General features: G+C 63.7%; 13 protein-coding genes. 12 read left to right on the top strand and 1 reads right to left on the bottom strand.

All coding sequences use genetic code 11. The annotated features are described in order from the left end of the window. Nucleotides 1-813, top strand: coding sequence for an SDR family NAD(P)-dependent oxidoreductase (locus Q9K02_RS06185; protein ID WP_305932101.1), 813 nt, complete (start codon nucleotides 1-3; stop codon nucleotides 811-813). Continuing rightward, nucleotides 813-1,721 carry an alpha/beta fold hydrolase gene (locus Q9K02_RS06180; protein WP_305932100.1) on the top strand — a complete coding sequence of 303 codons (909 nt, stop codon included), beginning with the start codon at nucleotides 813-815 and terminating at the stop codon, nucleotides 1,719-1,721. The genes Q9K02_RS06185 and Q9K02_RS06180 overlap by 1 nt, the downstream gene beginning before the upstream one ends. Here Q9K02_RS06180 and Q9K02_RS06175 read toward each other — a convergent pair. After that, nucleotides 1,718-2,782, bottom strand: coding sequence for a DUF2332 domain-containing protein (locus Q9K02_RS06175; RefSeq protein WP_305932099.1), 1,065 nt, complete (start codon nucleotides 2,780-2,782; stop codon nucleotides 1,718-1,720). The two genes, Q9K02_RS06180 and Q9K02_RS06175, sit on opposite strands and share 4 nt — an antisense overlap. A 41-nt stretch (nucleotides 2,783-2,823) precedes the next feature. Between Q9K02_RS06175 and hisG the strand changes: the two genes are divergently transcribed. From hisG to Q9K02_RS06125, 10 genes are all read left to right on the top strand, one after another. Next, the gene (gene hisG, locus Q9K02_RS06170; protein ID WP_305932098.1) at nucleotides 2,824-3,480 is read left to right on the top strand and encodes an ATP phosphoribosyltransferase; all 657 of its coding nucleotides are present in this window, start codon (nucleotides 2,824-2,826) and stop codon (nucleotides 3,478-3,480) included. Then, the gene (gene hisD / locus Q9K02_RS06165; RefSeq protein ID WP_305932097.1) at nucleotides 3,480-4,772 is read left to right on the top strand and encodes a histidinol dehydrogenase; all 1,293 of its coding nucleotides are present in this window, start codon (nucleotides 3,480-3,482) and stop codon (nucleotides 4,770-4,772) included. The genes hisG and hisD overlap by 1 nt, the downstream gene beginning before the upstream one ends. Beyond that, nucleotides 4,769-5,221 (top strand): transcription antitermination factor NusB, encoded by a 453-nt coding sequence (gene nusB, locus Q9K02_RS06160; RefSeq protein WP_305932096.1) that lies wholly within the window; start codon nucleotides 4,769-4,771, stop codon nucleotides 5,219-5,221. The genes hisD and nusB overlap by 4 nt, the downstream gene beginning before the upstream one ends. Before the next feature lie 61 nt (nucleotides 5,222-5,282). Next, complete coding sequence (locus Q9K02_RS06155) at nucleotides 5,283-5,783, top strand: tetratricopeptide repeat protein (protein ID WP_305932095.1); 501 nt, start codon at nucleotides 5,283-5,285, stop codon at nucleotides 5,781-5,783. Nucleotides 5,784-5,836: 53 nt separating this feature from the next. Then, nucleotides 5,837-6,694 carry a thiamine-phosphate kinase gene (gene thiL, locus Q9K02_RS06150; RefSeq protein WP_305932094.1) on the top strand — a complete coding sequence of 286 codons (858 nt, stop codon included), beginning with the start codon at nucleotides 5,837-5,839 and terminating at the stop codon, nucleotides 6,692-6,694. A gap of 151 nt (nucleotides 6,695-6,845) precedes the next feature. Next, nucleotides 6,846-9,002, top strand: a complete 2,157-nt coding sequence (locus tag Q9K02_RS06145; protein WP_305932093.1) for a sodium-translocating pyrophosphatase — start codon at nucleotides 6,846-6,848, stop codon at nucleotides 9,000-9,002. A 181-nt stretch (nucleotides 9,003-9,183) separates the two neighbouring features. Continuing rightward, nucleotides 9,184-11,250, top strand: coding sequence for an alpha/beta hydrolase family protein (locus tag Q9K02_RS06140; protein ID WP_305932092.1), 2,067 nt, complete (start codon nucleotides 9,184-9,186; stop codon nucleotides 11,248-11,250). 181 nt (nucleotides 11,251-11,431) lie between these two features. Beyond that, nucleotides 11,432-12,601, top strand: a complete 1,170-nt coding sequence (locus Q9K02_RS06135) for a GNAT family N-acetyltransferase (RefSeq protein ID WP_305932091.1) — start codon at nucleotides 11,432-11,434, stop codon at nucleotides 12,599-12,601. Beyond that, complete coding sequence (locus tag Q9K02_RS06130; RefSeq protein ID WP_305932090.1) at nucleotides 12,598-13,473, top strand: cupin domain-containing protein; 876 nt, start codon at nucleotides 12,598-12,600, stop codon at nucleotides 13,471-13,473. Before Q9K02_RS06135 ends, Q9K02_RS06130 begins: the two co-directional genes overlap by 4 nt. Before the next feature lie 21 nt (nucleotides 13,474-13,494). Next, nucleotides 13,495-14,400, top strand: coding sequence for an acyl-CoA thioesterase (locus Q9K02_RS06125; RefSeq protein WP_305932089.1), 906 nt, complete (start codon nucleotides 13,495-13,497; stop codon nucleotides 14,398-14,400). Nucleotides 14,401-14,540: the final 140 nt, after the last annotated feature.

Here is a 14,540-nt window from a genome sequence, read left to right as displayed (position 1 = left end):
ATGAACTTCGAAGGCAAGACCGCCTGGATCACGGGCGCGAGCAGCGGCATAGGCGCAGCACTGGCGCGCGAATGGGGACACCGGGGCGCGCGGGTTATTCTCTCGGGTCGCGACGAGGCGCGGCTGGCCGAGGTCGCGGACAGCATCTCTACCGAGACGCTCATCCTGCCCTTCGACGTGCGCGACGACGACGCCATGAAGCACGCGACCGACAAAGCCGTCGCTTGGCACGGCGTCGATATTTTCGTCGCCAATGCCGGCGTGTCCCAGCGCAGCGCGGCGGTCGACACCGACATGCAGGTCTATCGCGAGATCATCGACATCGACCTTACCGCGCAAATCGCCGCGACGCAGGCGCTGCTGCCGCATGTGACCGAGCGCGGCAGCGGACATTTGCTGTTCATCAGTTCCATCGCCGGCAAGGTCGGCGTGCCGATGCGGACGGCCTATTGCGCGGCGAAATTCGGGCTTGCGGGATATGCGGACGCGCTGCGCGCCGAACTGTCGCAGAGCGATGTGCAGGTCCATGTCATCTACCCCGGATCGGTCGCCACCGATGTCAGCCGCAATGCCCTCACTTCCGACGGCAGCAAGCGCGGGCGTTCGGATAAGGTCATCGACAACGGCATCCCGCCGGGCGAGGCGGCGAAATGGATCGTCGATGCCGTCGCCAAGGGCGAGCGCGAAGTGATAGTGGCACAGGGCATGGAGCAGGCGATGGGCGAGGCACGCCGTACCCCGGAGCAGTTGCTCGACCAGGTCGCGGCAATGGTCGCGAGCGGCTACATGGAAAAGATGAAGGCCGAGGGCTGATGACCGGGCTGGAGCAGAAGCGCGTCACACTTGCCAACGGAATCGAGCTGGACGTCGTCGGTAAGGGGCCACGCGACGCCCCGGCGCTGATCTTCCTCCACGGCTTTCCCGAAAGCCATCGAACCTGGCGCAACCAGATCCCGGCATTCTCCGACCGCTATCGCTGCATCGCGCCCGATCAGCGTGGCTATCGTGGTTCGTCCAAACCGCAGGAAGTCGAGGCCTACACGCCGGACAAGCTGATCGGCGACGTTTTCGCGCTCGCCGATGCGCTGGAGATCGATCGCTTTACCATCGTCGGCCACGACTGGGGCGGCGCGATTGCATGGGGCGTCGCCTATGCTGGGATGATGAACGGCCGTGTGACGCGCGCGGCCATCGCCAATGCCCCGCATCCGGTGCTGTTTCCGAAACTGCTCTACACCAACCGCGCCCAGCGTGAGGCGAGCCAGTATTTCTCGACTTTCCGCGACCGAGCAAACGATCCGCTGATCCGCGAGCATGGCCTCCTCCCCGTCCTGATGAAGGCTTTCGAAGGCCGCGAGGTCGCCTCCACCATGGAGCCCGAAGAGCAGGCCCGGCTGCTACAGGACTGGTCCGATCCCGATGCGGCGATGGGGATGCTGAATTATTATCGCGCTAGTCCGATGGAGGTCCTCCCGCTCGATGCCCCATACGAGCTACCAGCAGACTACCAGCCCTTCCCCCTGCCCAAGCTGACGATTCCCACGCTGGTCATCTGGGCGATGGACGATCAGGCACTGCCGCCCGCTAATCTCGACGATCTCGATACCGTCATCGACAATCCCGAGCTCGTCCGCATTCCGGACTGCGGCCATTTCGTGCAGTGGGAAGCGCCCGAGGCCTATAACCGGGCGCTGGCCGAGTTTCTCGAACGGACCGACTAGCCGAGCCACTCCACCCATTCGCCATGCGCATGGGCATTGGCGAGATGCACCGCCTCCTCGCCACCGGGCCAGTAGCGCACATGCAACTCATGCGCGAAAGTCTCGCGATTTGTTTCGAGCGACAGCCAGGCGAGCGGGCGGTCGGCGTCGGCAGCCTCGCCCGCCTTCTCCATCGCAGCGATTATCCGCGTTTGTGTAAAGTCCGGCAGGTATTGCCACATGATCGAATGCATGAGCACGCGCGTGACGCCCTCCTCCTGCGATTTGGCGAGTTCGTGCTCGACCCAATCGCCCGCGTCCATCCGCTCGATTTCCGGCGGCATTCGCTCGGCCAGGGCAATGGCGGCGTCGATCCGGGCCATGCGCTGGAACGCCTCGTGCCAGACATAGCTCTTGAGGCGCAGCGCCTGCGCTTCGTCCGTCAGGTCGACCGGAGCGATGTCGCTGCCGCGCGCGTCGACCAGCATCGGCTCGCTGTCCGGCGGCGGCGATCCGCGCCATTCGGGTTCGATCTTCATGCGGCTCGCCGAGGGTCCCACCTGAACGCCGCCGAGATCGTAGCGATAGCGCCCCATCATTGTGTTGATGCCCGCGCTCGCGCCGATCTCCAGCAGCTCGAATTGCGGCGCGACCCGGCCATCGGCCAGCCACAGCAGCCCCGCCATCAGGCTCGCAGAACGGCCCGCCTCGTTCGTCTGCGGCGGCCCGTCCAACCACGGCATCAGCCGCGCATCGTAAGTCTCGACCAGTTCGCGCACCAGCGCGTCGACCTGCCCCTGGTCGCTCATCCGACCAGCATAGACATCCTCGAGCCGCGGCTCCTCGCCCGTCAGCAGAAGGTTGTGAATGCCGCCCGCGATCCGCAGCGGCATGGCATCGCGCAGGCTCAGCCCTTGCCAGCCGTTAATACGGCGCGCGGTCGCAGCCTGGCTATCCTCCAGCGCGAGCAGGGCGCGGACGATCCGCGCGGTTCCGGGCGCGCCGTTCTTCTCCGCATGTTCGGCCTGCCACGCGATCGCTTGCGGAACCGAAACAATATCCATGACCGCCTGGTCTGCCATTCGTGTTGCCCTTTGTCCCTTCGCTGCCTATCTGCGCGGCCATGAGCGACAGCCTGACCTTTGCCGTGCCCAAGGGGCGGATCCTCGACGAGGCCCTGCCCGTCATGGCGCGCGCCGGCGTGGTGCCCGAAGAGGCGTTCCACGACAAGGCCAACCGCTCGCTTACCTTCGGCACCACGCGCGACGACATGCGCCTGATCCGCGTGCGCGCCTTCGATGTGGCGACCTTCGTGGCGCATGGCGCGGCGCAGATGGGCATCGTCGGCTCCGACGTGATCGAGGAATTCGACTACGCCGATCTCTATGCGCCGGTCGATCTCGACATCGGGCACTGCCACCTCGCAGTGGCCGAACCGAAGGAAGGCGCAGCCAGTGTCGACGGAGCCAGCCACGTAAGGGTCGCGACAAAGTATCCGAACCTCACCCGACGCTTCTTCGAGCGTCAGGGAGTGCAGGCGGAGTGTGTCAAACTTAACGGCGCCATGGAGATCGCACCATCGCTCGGCCTGTGCGGGCGGATCGTCGACCTCGTCTCTTCGGGCCAGACGCTCAAGGAGAATGGGTTGGTAGAGACCGGGCACATCATCGACATCACCGCGCGATTGATCGTCAATCGCGCCGCGCTCAAGACCGACCCGCGGGTCGCCGCGCTGGTCGAGGCTTTTCGCCGCGACGCGACCGAGCGTAAAGCCGCCTGATGCAGTTGCTCCGCACCTCCGACGCCGATTTCGAGGCGAAGTTCGACAAGGTCGTGCGCGACCGGCGCGAGAGCGACACCAATGTCGCCCGCGATGTCGCGAACATCCTCAACGAGGTGAAAGAGCGCGGCGATGCGGCGCTGGTGGATTACACTGCGCGGTTCGACCAGCACCGGCTGACCAGCGATAGCGATTGGCGCATTTCCGCCGAGGATTGCAAGACGGCTTACGACGCGCTCGATGGCGAGCTGCGCGACGCGCTCGAACTCGCCGCGAGCCGCATTCGTGCCTATCACGAAAGCCAACTGCCCGAAGACCGCGATTATACCGACGATATCGGCATGCGTCTCGGCGCGCGCTGGCTTCCGGTCGAGGCGGCGGGCCTTTACGTGCCGGGCGGTCGTGCGGCCTATCCCTCTTCGCTGCTGATGAACGCCGTTCCCGCGAAGGTCGCGGGGGTCGAGCGGCTCGTGGTTGTCACGCCGACACCCAAGGGCGAGAGCAATGCGCTTGTCCTTGCTGCAGCTCATATCGCGGGCGTCGACGAGGTCTGGCGCGTCGGCGGCGCGCAGGCCGTGGGCGCTCTCGCCTATGGCACGCAGCGCATCGGAAAAGTCGATGTCATCACCGGACCCGGCAATGCCTGGGTCGCGGAAGCCAAGCGCCAGCTCTACGGTGTCGTCGGCATCGATATGGTCGCAGGTCCCAGCGAGATCCTCGTCATCGCCGACAAGGACAACGACCCGGACTGGATCGCAGCCGATTTGCTGAGCCAGGCGGAGCACGATCCGACCAGCCAGTCGATCCTCATCACCGACAACGCGCCGCTCGCAGGCATGGTCCGCGACAGTATCGACCGCGCGCTTTTGTCGCTACCCACCGGCAAGACGGCGCGCGCCAGCTGGGACGCGCACGGCCTGATCGTCATCGTCGACAGTCTCGAGCAGGCCCCCGCCCTCGCCGATCGCCTCGCCGCCGAACATGCCGAACTCATGGTCGCCGATCCGCAGGCGATGTTCGCCAAGCTGCGTCATGCCGGCAGCGTCTTCCTCGGCAAGCATACACCTGAAGCGGTCGGCGATTATGTCGCCGGCCCCAACCACGTCCTTCCCACAGGGCGCCGGGCGCGTTTTGCCAGCGGGCTGTCGGTGCTCGACTTCATGAAGCGCACCAGCTTCATCGACGCCTCCGACGCGGCGCTGGCCGCCATCGGCCCCGCCGCCGTCAAGCTGGCCGAGGCCGAGGGCCTCCCCGCGCACGCCCTTTCGATTTCCGTGAGACTGAACAAGTGACCCAGACCAAACGCAGCCTGGCCCGCAGCGCCGCCCGCCTCGGCGCCGTGCAGGCGCTCTACCAGCAGCAGATGGAGGGCACGAAGCTCGCCAAGCTGCTCGACGAGTTTCACCAGCACCGCCTCGGCCGCGTGATCGAAGACGACGAATACGCCGAGGCCGACGTCGATTTCTTTGACGATGTCGTCGCCGGTGTGGATGCGCGGCGCGAGGAGATCGACGGTTTGCTGACCGCCCGCCTCGCGCAAGGCTGGACGCTGGCGCGGCTCGACAAGACCATGCTCCAGATCCTGCGCGCCGGAACCTACGAACTGCTCGCCCGGCAGGATGTCGGCAAGGCTGTGTCGATCAGCGAATATGTCGACGTCGCCAAAGCCTTCTTCGACGACCGCGAGGCGAAGTTCGTGAACGGCATCCTCGATGCGATTGCGAAAGAGGTCGGGCGCTAAATCTTGCTTTCAGTTCCGTTCCGTGGTCCCATGGCTTGGATCGCATTAACGAGGTGAGCCGATGTTGAAAGCATTCGCATTCCTTGCAGCATCAAGCGTTGCCTTTCTGCCGAACGCCGGTTGGGGAAACACGCATTCGTCGAATGATACCTCGACCATCTCGAATATTCGGCCGGGTAATGCCACCGAGCATTACTCCTCGGACTCGTCGCTGCGACGCAATATCGAAGCATGGTTAAGGCAAGGCAATTTTGATATTGCCATTTCTTCACTTCGGTCGCTGGCAGAAACTGGCGACACATGGGCGATGCGCGAGCTTGGCTGGCTGTCCGCCAATGGCAAAGGCGTAGCATATTCATCTGCCGCTGCGATCGACTGGTTCACCAAAGCAGCAAATCGTGGCGACCACCGCTCGATGCTGCTTCTCGGCACCGCTTATGCCCGCGGGATGGGAGTGAAGGAGGACGTAACTATGGCTCGCAGATGGTTGCGCCTAGCAAGTGAATCCGACGAGCGGGACGTAGCACGTCCCGCTATCGACGAGTTGAGAAGACTCCATTGACCTCGCCCTGGCAAGCACTTTTAGCGAACGCTAAGCGCTGATTTCCGATAGAGATGTCTGCGGAAAACACATTCATCGCCTCGCTTCGTGCATTGGCGAAAGCGCCCGAAGCTCGCGGCTTGGAAGACGACGCAGCGGTTATTAATCTCGGCAATCAAACGCTTGTCATCACGCATGACACGATTGTCGAAGGCGTCCATGTGCGCGATACCGACGATCCGGCCGATATCGCTTGGAAGCTTATTGCGGTAAATCTCTCGGATCTTGCCGCAAAGGGCGCGCGCCCCTTGGGCGTTCTCGTATCGCATATGCTCGGCGAGGACGACGATCGCTTCGTTCTGGGACTGAGCGAAGTCCTTGCACATTACGACGTCTCCCTTCTCGGTGGCGATACCGTTGGAGGTGCAGGAAGACGTGTGTGGGGCTGCACCGCAATTGGCAGTGCTGCACACTGCCCTGTGCCCGACAGGCGCGGTGCTAGGCCGGGCGATGCCATCTTCGTTACGGGCGTACTCGGAAAAGCTATGCTCGGTTTCAAAGGCGTTAGAGGGTTCGAACCAGCCTATCTTCGCCCAAAGCCATTGCTCGACGAAGGGATCGCCCTGGCCCCGCATGTCAGCGCCATGATGGATGTCAGCGACGGTCTGTTGCTGGACGCCGCACGAATGGCGCGCGCTAGCGGCACGGTTTTTGACCTTCAACGCGCTTGCATCCCGGTCGCAGCGCAGTCTCGCTTCGAAGACTGCATTCGCTGGGGCGACGACTACCAATTGCTCTTTACCGCGCCTTCCAACGCCGTGTTCCCAACCGCGGCTACGCGTATCGGGACCGTATCGGAAAATGGCACTGCCCCCCTCTTGCTCGACGGTTCACCGCCGGACGCAAGCAGGCCGCTCGGCTACCAGCACTGAATACTTGCGCGCAACGCCGTCGATAAGCGCTGATCGCTGCGCTTTTCGGCCTTGTCACGCAAGACATGGCCCGTATACCTCTGCCCGCAATCGCCCGCATTCCAAACGACGGGCGTAGTAAGACATAAACAATCGGGAGGGGAAATTTTCCGTGGACCTAGTTCTCATATCTATCGGGTTGGGACTGCTGGCCGTCATTTACGGCTTCGTTACCAGCCGCCAGGTGCTCAATTCCGGCGCCGGCAACGAAAAAATGCAGGAAATCGCCGGCGCCATCCAGGAAGGCGCGCAAGCCTATCTGAAGCGCCAGTACACCACTATCGGCATGGTCGGCGTGGTCGTCGCCGTGCTGGTGTTCGTGTTTCTCGGCCTCATGCCGGCGATCGGCTTCGTCATCGGTGCGGTGCTGTCCGGCGTTGCAGGCTTCATCGGGATGAACATCTCGGTGCGCGCAAACGTCCGCACTGCAGCTGCCGCGCAAAGCGGTCTGCAACAGGGGCTGACGCTGGCGTTCCGCGCAGGAGCCATCACGGGCATGCTCGTGGCAGGCCTTGCCCTGCTCTCGATCGCCGTCTTCTTCTGGTATCTCGTCGGCCCGGCAGGCTTCGCCCCCGATAGCGACGAAGTGGTCTACGGCCTCGTCGGCCTTGCCTTCGGTGCTTCGCTGATCTCGATCTTCGCGCGTCTGGGCGGCGGCATCTTCACCAAAGCTGCCGACGTCGGCGCCGACCTCGTCGGCAAGGTCGAGGCGGGCATCCCCGAAGACGACCCCCGCAACCCCGCCGTGATCGCCGACAATGTGGGCGACAATGTCGGCGACTGCGCCGGCATGGCAGCCGATTTATTCGAGACCTATGTCGTCACCGTCGGCGTGACGATGGTGCTCACCGCGCTGCTGTTCAGCGATGTGCTGGGCGACCTGCTGCTGCCGATGATGGCGCTTCCGCTGCTGATCGGCGGGGCTTGCATCGTCACCAGCATCATCGGTACCTATTTCGTGAAGCTCGCCAAGGGCGGCACGAATGTGATGGGCGCGATGTACAAGGGCTTCATCGTCTCCGCCGTCCTCGCCATTCCGCTGATCTATCTCGTCATCAGCTTTGCGCTGGGTGGGATCGGCACGGAAATCGGTGGTGCGGTGGCAGGCGTCGATCCGGGCGCTCCGCTGGCCGAGGAAGGCACGGCAGAGCAGGTCACCGCCTTCACCGGCATGGACCTGTTCATCTGCTCGGTCATCGGCCTCGCGATTACCGGCCTCATCATCTGGATTACCGAGTATTACACGGGCACAAACTACCGCCCGGTACGCTCGATCGCCAAGAGCTCGGAAACGGGCCACGGCACCAATGTGATCCAAGGCCTCGCGATCAGCCTTGAATCGACTGCCCTTCCCACGCTTGTGATCGTGGCCGGCATCATCGCCACCTTCCAGCTCGCCGGCCTCATGGGCATCGCCTATGCGGCCACCGCCATGCTGGCATTGGCGGGCATGGTCGTGGCGCTCGACGCCTATGGCCCGGTGACGGACAACGCCGGCGGCATCGCCGAAATGGCCGGTCTCGACGACAGCGTTCGCGAGAAGACCGACATGCTCGATGCGGTCGGCAACACCACCAAGGCCGTGACCAAGGGTTACGCCATCGGCTCGGCGGGCCTCGGCGCGCTCGTGCTGTTCGCCGCCTACACGACCGACCTGGCAAAACTGTTCCCAGAGGCGGACGTCGATTTCAGCCTCGAGAACCCTTACGTCATCGTGGGCCTGCTGCTCGGCGCGCTGTTGCCGTATCTGTTCGGGGCGATGGGCATGACCGCCGTTGGCCGCGCTGCGGGTGACGTGGTGGTCGACGTGCGTGAGCAATTCGCCAACGATAAGGGCATCATGGCCGGCACCAGCAAGCCGAACTATGCCCGTACGGTGGACCTCGTGACAAAGGCCGCGATCAAGGAAATGATCCTGCCTTCGATGCTGCCCCTGCTGGCACCGATCGTGGTCTATTTCGCGATCCTGTTCCTTGCCGGGCAGGAGAACGCCTTTGCCGCCGTCGGGGCCCTGCTCCTAGGTGTGATCATCGGTGGGATCTTCGTCGCGCTATCCATGACTGCCGGTGGCGGCGCATGGGACAATGCGAAGAAGTACATCGAAGACGGTAATCACGGCGGCAAGGGCTCCGAAGCCCACAAGGCCGCTGTGACCGGCGACACGGTCGGCGATCCTTACAAGGACACCGCGGGCCCCGCCGTGAACCCGATGATCAAGATCACCAATATCGTCGCTTTGCTGCTGCTGGCAGCGCTGGCGGCTGGCTGAACGCCTTCCGCCTTCGTGGGAAAAGACCCCGTCCGGAGCGATCCGGGCGGGGATTTCACTTGAAGTTCAGCCGCCGAGTTGCATTATAGGTAGTGGACAGGGGCGGTCATTTCACGATCGAGCGAGGGGTTTGCTCAGGATCTCTGTCCTTGGGACTCACTTAGGGACGCAGGACTGCATCATGATTATTGCCAAGCTCGCTCTGCGCGCGTCGAGCGCCGTAGCGCTCGCGCTCGCCACCACTTCCATCGCGGTCGCACCGCAGGCCGCCGCTCAGGAAGCGGCACCGCAGGTGCCCGAACTCGTCGACGGCCGCATTCCGGTCGCCGAGTTCGTCAAGCAATCGAATATGAGCGGCACGCGCATTTCGCCCGACGGCCGCCATCTTGCCTATCGTACCGGACAGGGCGGTCGTGAAGTCCTTGTGCTTCTCGACCTGGAGAACCTCGGCACCCCGCCGAAGCTGATCCTCGCCTCCGAAGAAGCGCGCGAGGCTGGCGAGCGGACGATGACCAGCTTCCGCTGGGTCGGCAACGATCACGTCGTCATGACGGTCATCAGCCGAGAAAACATGAACGGCCAATTGGCCGATTTCCGCCGCCTGGTCGCCTACGATATCAATAGCGGTGAAATGGTGCAGCAAGCCTGGCGCGATGCCGGCTTCGATGCAGGCCAGATACTGAACATCAATCACGACAACGGTACCTATCTGCTCCAGCGCGACAGCGTGGCCACCAGCACGGAGCGCTGGGGCATCCCCGAAGTCGTCGAAGTCGATGTGTCCGATGGCAGCTACAAAACCGTCCAGCGCACCAACCCGGTCGTCAGGGGCTGGGTAGCCGATGGAAATGGCATGGTCCGCGCCGGCTTCAACAGCGACAGCAAGAACGGCAAAGTGCGCATGCTCTATCGTTCGGAAAACGATGCGAATTTCAAGACGGTCTACAATGAGGCAGACGAAACCTTTACCAGCACGCTGCCCAGCCCGCGCATGTTCATTCCCGGCACGGACGATGCCTATGTCATCAGTCGCGAGGACGGTTATGACAAGCTCTACCGCATGAACATGAACACCATGCAGCTTGGCGAGCCGATTTTCGAAGTCGAAGGCTACGACTTGCAGGGTATCATTACCAATCAGGACAACACCAAGGTCGTCGGTTACTATACCTTCGATGGCACCATGCGCCGCGTCTTCACCGATCCGACCCTGAAAGCGATCAAGGGCGGGCTGGAAGAGGTCTTTGGCCAGGACGAAGCGGTAATCGTCGATTACACGGACGATTTCAGCAAGGTCATCGTGTACGGCGGCGGAATGCGGCGCGAAGGCGGCTATTATCTCTACGACACGCAGTCGGGTTCGCTGCGACTGTTGAACTGGACGCGGACCGCACTCAAGGACGCGCCGCTCAATCCGGTCAAGGCGGAATGGTATACCACCAGCGACGGCACCCGGATCCAGGCGATCGTGACCTATCCGCGCCATCGCATGGGCGAAAAGAACTTGCCCGTCGTGGTCATGCCCCATGGCGGACCATTCGGCGTCCAGTCGGCCACAAACAGCACGGAGCCGTGGAACCAGCCGCTCGCCGAGCAGGGCTATGTCGTCATTCAGCCGAACTATCGCGGTTCGGGCGGCTATGGCCGCGCTTTCGAGGAAATGGGCCGTGAGCCAGGTGGCTACGGCAAGCGTATGCAGGACGATCTCAACGACATCCTCACTGCCTATGGCGAGAAGGGCGTGATCGATCCGAACCGCGCTTGCATTATGGGGTGGTCATATGGCGGCTATGCGGCCGCTCGCGGTGCCCAGCGCGATCCGAATGTCTGGAAATGCGCGATCGCCGGAGCCGGCGTTTACGATATGCCGCTGATGAACAAGTGGGACGAGCGGAACCTCGGCCGGTTCAACAGTGGCTTCCAAGCAACGTCCGAAGATCCGGAGGGCATTTCGTCCGCACGGAATACCGATGGGCCCTGGGCCCCGATCCTGATCGTGGCGGCCAAGCGTGACGCGCGTATCCCGATGGAACAGTCCGATACTCTGGTCGACAATCTGAAAAAGTCGGGGAAGGTCGAAGGCCGGGATTTCCGCTACATCGTACAGGAGCAGGGGACTCATAATCTCCCCTATGACGACGTGCACATCCAGTGGATCGAAGAGGCCTACGCTTGGCTGGAGAAGTACAATCCGGCGTACATTCCCTCCGACGGCGACAGCGCACCGGCGCTCGTCAATTTCGACTGATCCGAAAAATCGGTAATCACGTTTGCCCCGTCCGGAGCGATCCGGGCGGGGCTTTCATATTCACCACCAAGTTTGCCCCGTTACGGTACGCTGCGAGTTCGCAAGCTGTATCTTAACCCCTGCCCTGATATGAACCTGGCATCGACAAGCGGTTGCATGCGTGTCGAGGGAGGCAAGAACAATGCACAGGGGCGGTCTCGCACAGGCGAGCAAGCTCGGCGCGATGCCGAGAGCCGCATCGTGCGGTCTTCCCGATGGGTTTCATCTGCTCGATTGGCGAAAGGTGGATCTGGACGGGCTCCAGGCATCTTGGAGGCGGCTCGGCGACCATGCATTGGCTCCGAACGCGTTCTTTGAAGCGGGTTTCCTCGTGCCATCGCTCTCCATCTTCGATCCGGAGGAAGAGGTTTCGCTCGCCCTGCTGGTCGAGGGCGGCCAGCTTCGCGCGGTGATGCCGTGCACCTCGAGAAGCGTCTACCACGGTCGTCGGCTGCCACATCGTGCAAACTGGCTACACGCCAATATGTTCTGCGGCGTTCCGCTCGTCGAAGCGGGCTATGAGGAGACCTTCTGGACCGCCTATCTGGCAACCTGCGACCAGCAAGCCGGCTCCTCGTGGTTCGCGCATTTCTCGCGCCTGCCTGCCGACTGCGCGGTCACTCGCGCACTTGAGAAAGTCAGCCTTTCGCAGCATCGCCAAATGCAGATCGTGCACCGTGAAAGTCGGGCTGTTCTCAATCGCGGCAGCACGCCTGAAACCCATCTGGCACAAGCCATGACACCGAAAGTCCGCAAAGAGCTCCGTCGCCAGCGAAGGCGCCTCGAAGAGCTCGGCACCGTAGAAATCGCGCGGTCGCGGTCGCAGGAAGGCCTGCAGCGCTGGATCGAGGACTTTCTTTTGCTCGAGACCAAGGGCTGGAAAGGCGACAGCGGTTCGTCGCTGGCTTCGGACACGCACACGACCGCGCTTTTCATCCAGTCGCTCACCCGTGCTGCGGAGTTGGGCCGGCTCGAACGCCTTTCGCTGACCCTCGACGGCACACCGATTGCCATGCTGGCCACTTTCCTCGCACATCCCGGCAGCTTCTCTTTCAAGACCGCGTTCGACGAGAACTATGCGCGGTACTCGCCCGGGATGCAGCTGCAGATCGAGAACCTGGCCCTGCTGGACGATCCGGACCTCGCCTGGTGCGATAGCTGCGCTGCAGAGGGCCATCCGATGATCGAACGGATCTGGCGCGACAAGCGCGAGATGGTTTCGATCACGGTCGAGGCCGGCAGCGGCTGGCGGCGGCAGATTGGGAAGCTCTGGGCACGCATCGAAGCATGGAGGATGGAGCAGCGGCGATGACAGTCCACGACCCCGATCTCGCACAGCAGCGGACGACGCAGGTGTTTCCCCAGGATACGCTGGCGACCTTCGCCGCCAACTATCCCGAGATGCCGCACACCCTCGCCCATCGCCTCCAGCTAGACGAGCGGCTGACCCTCGACGCGCTGGCCTCGCTTGCCGCGCACCTCCCCGACGCCAGCATCGAGTACAACCGCGGCGACCTCCCCGTCGGGGTCGACGGCAAGCCCGGAAGCAACGGCCTCACAATCGAGGAGACCATCCGCAACATCGCCACCAGCGACAGCTGGGCGGTGCTCAAGAACATCGAGCAGGTCCCCGCCTATCGCGCCCTGCTGCTGGACCTGCTCGAAGAGCTGCGCCCCGCCATCGAGGCAACGACCGGCCCGATGCTCACCCCGCAGGCCTTCGTCTTCATCTCCAGCCCCGATGCCGTCACGCCCTATCATTACGACCCGGAGCACAACATCCTGCTGCAACTGACCGGCACCAAGACCATGACCCAGTTTCCCGCCGGCAACCCCCGCTTTGCGCCCGACACCTGCCACGAGAACTACCACCGCGGCGGCGCGCGCGAACTGCCGTGGTCCGACGACCTGCTGACCGGCGGCACCCCCTTCACCATCCACCCCGGCGAGGCGGTCTACGTCCCCGTCATGGCCCCGCATTTCGTCCGCAACGGGCCGGCAAGCTCGATCTCGCTCTCCATCACCTGGCGCAGCGGCTGGAGTTATGCCGAGGCCGAGGCGCGTTGCTTCAACGCCGCGCTGCGCCGCATCGGCCTCAGCCCCCGCGCCCCTGGCCGGTGGCCCGCCGCCAACCGCGCCAAGTCGACCGGCTGGCGCATCATCCGCCGCTTGACGCGAGCGTAAGGTCCCCGCAAAGCCACGCGGGTGAGCGACACCCAGACTCCCGAGCAACTCGTCGCAGGCCTCGTCCGCCTGCTCACCGTCACCCGCGATGGCGAGGACGCGTTCAGCGCCCCCCAGCAGCCCGGCGGCGTCGGCCGCGTGTTCGGCGGCCAGGTCATCGCCCAAGCGCTGCAGGCCGCCCAGGCCACCGCACCCGAGGGATTGGAGGCCCACTCGCTCCACGCCTACTTCCTACGCGGCGGCAAGGAAGGCGTCGACATCGCCTATGCCACCGCGCGCGATTTCGACGGGCGCAGTTTCGCCAACCGCCGCGTGGTCGCAAGCCAGGAGGGCAAGCCGATCCTCAACCTCACCGCCAGCTTCCAGCGGCCCGAGGACGGCCTTGCCCACGACGACACCACCATGCCCGACGTCCTGCCGCCCGAAGAGCTTAAGCCCGACATGGAGCAGCGCCGCGCCATGGTGGAGCGGATGGGCGACCGCATGAGCGAGGACCAGCGCAAGTTCGTCCTGCGGCCGCGCCCGATCGATATGCGCACCAACGACAAGCTGCACTGGATGAACAGCGAACCGCGCCCGCCGCGCGCGCACAGCTGGTTCCGCACGTGCGCGCCGCTGCCCGACGACGCCGCGCTACACCGCGCGGTGATCGCCTATGCCAGCGACTACACGCTGCTCGGCACCAGCGCCCTGCCCCATGGCCTCAGCTGGATGCGCGGCGAGTTGGTCGGCGCCAGCCTCGACCACGCGATCTGGTTCCACCGCCCCGCGCGCGCCGACGAATGGCTCCTCTACGCCACCGACGCCCCGTGGAGCGGATCGGGCCGGGGCTACAACCGCGGTCGCATCTTCAATCGCGCCGGCGAGCTTGTCGCCAGCGTGGCGCAGGAGGGGATGATGCGGAAGCGGGTTAGGAAAGAGGCGTGATTCGTTCAGGTGCCGAGGCCCAAGTCTTAATAAGATCTCGTGATCTTGCCTAAACTCACACGAGTGAGCGATGGAAGTTAAGTTTCGACCGCAAACGTGGCCGGGGTGAGCGCGGATCGACGGTTTGAAAGAGCCGACGC

This window comes from Qipengyuania profundimaris, from assembly GCF_030717945.1.
Lineage (GTDB): Bacteria > Pseudomonadota > Alphaproteobacteria > Sphingomonadales > Sphingomonadaceae > Qipengyuania > Qipengyuania profundimaris.
Note: the sequence above shows the minus strand (reverse complement) of the source record. Positions and strands in the feature narration are given on the sequence as shown.

Excerpts from the sequence above, each read along its gene's own strand:
- Q9K02_RS06185 (WP_305932101.1), top strand. The coding sequence starts at position 1 with ATGAACTTCGAAGGCAAGACCGCCTGGATCACGGGCGCGAGCAGCGGC.
- Q9K02_RS06180 (WP_305932100.1), top strand. The coding sequence starts at position 813 with ATGACCGGGCTGGAGCAGAAGCGCGTCACACTTGCCAACGGAATCGAG.
- Q9K02_RS06175 (WP_305932099.1), bottom strand. The coding sequence starts at position 2,782 with ATGGCAGACCAGGCGGTCATGGATATTGTTTCGGTTCCGCAAGCGATC.
- hisG (WP_305932098.1), top strand. The coding sequence starts at position 2,824 with ATGAGCGACAGCCTGACCTTTGCCGTGCCCAAGGGGCGGATCCTCGAC.
- hisD (WP_305932097.1), top strand. The coding sequence starts at position 3,480 with ATGCAGTTGCTCCGCACCTCCGACGCCGATTTCGAGGCGAAGTTCGAC.
- Q9K02_RS06155 (WP_305932095.1), top strand. The coding sequence starts at position 5,283 with ATGTTGAAAGCATTCGCATTCCTTGCAGCATCAAGCGTTGCCTTTCTG.
- thiL (WP_305932094.1), top strand. The coding sequence starts at position 5,837 with ATGTCTGCGGAAAACACATTCATCGCCTCGCTTCGTGCATTGGCGAAA.
- Q9K02_RS06140 (WP_305932092.1), top strand. The coding sequence starts at position 9,184 with ATGATTATTGCCAAGCTCGCTCTGCGCGCGTCGAGCGCCGTAGCGCTC.
- Q9K02_RS06135 (WP_305932091.1), top strand. The coding sequence starts at position 11,432 with ATGCACAGGGGCGGTCTCGCACAGGCGAGCAAGCTCGGCGCGATGCCG.
- Q9K02_RS06130 (WP_305932090.1), top strand. The coding sequence starts at position 12,598 with ATGACAGTCCACGACCCCGATCTCGCACAGCAGCGGACGACGCAGGTG.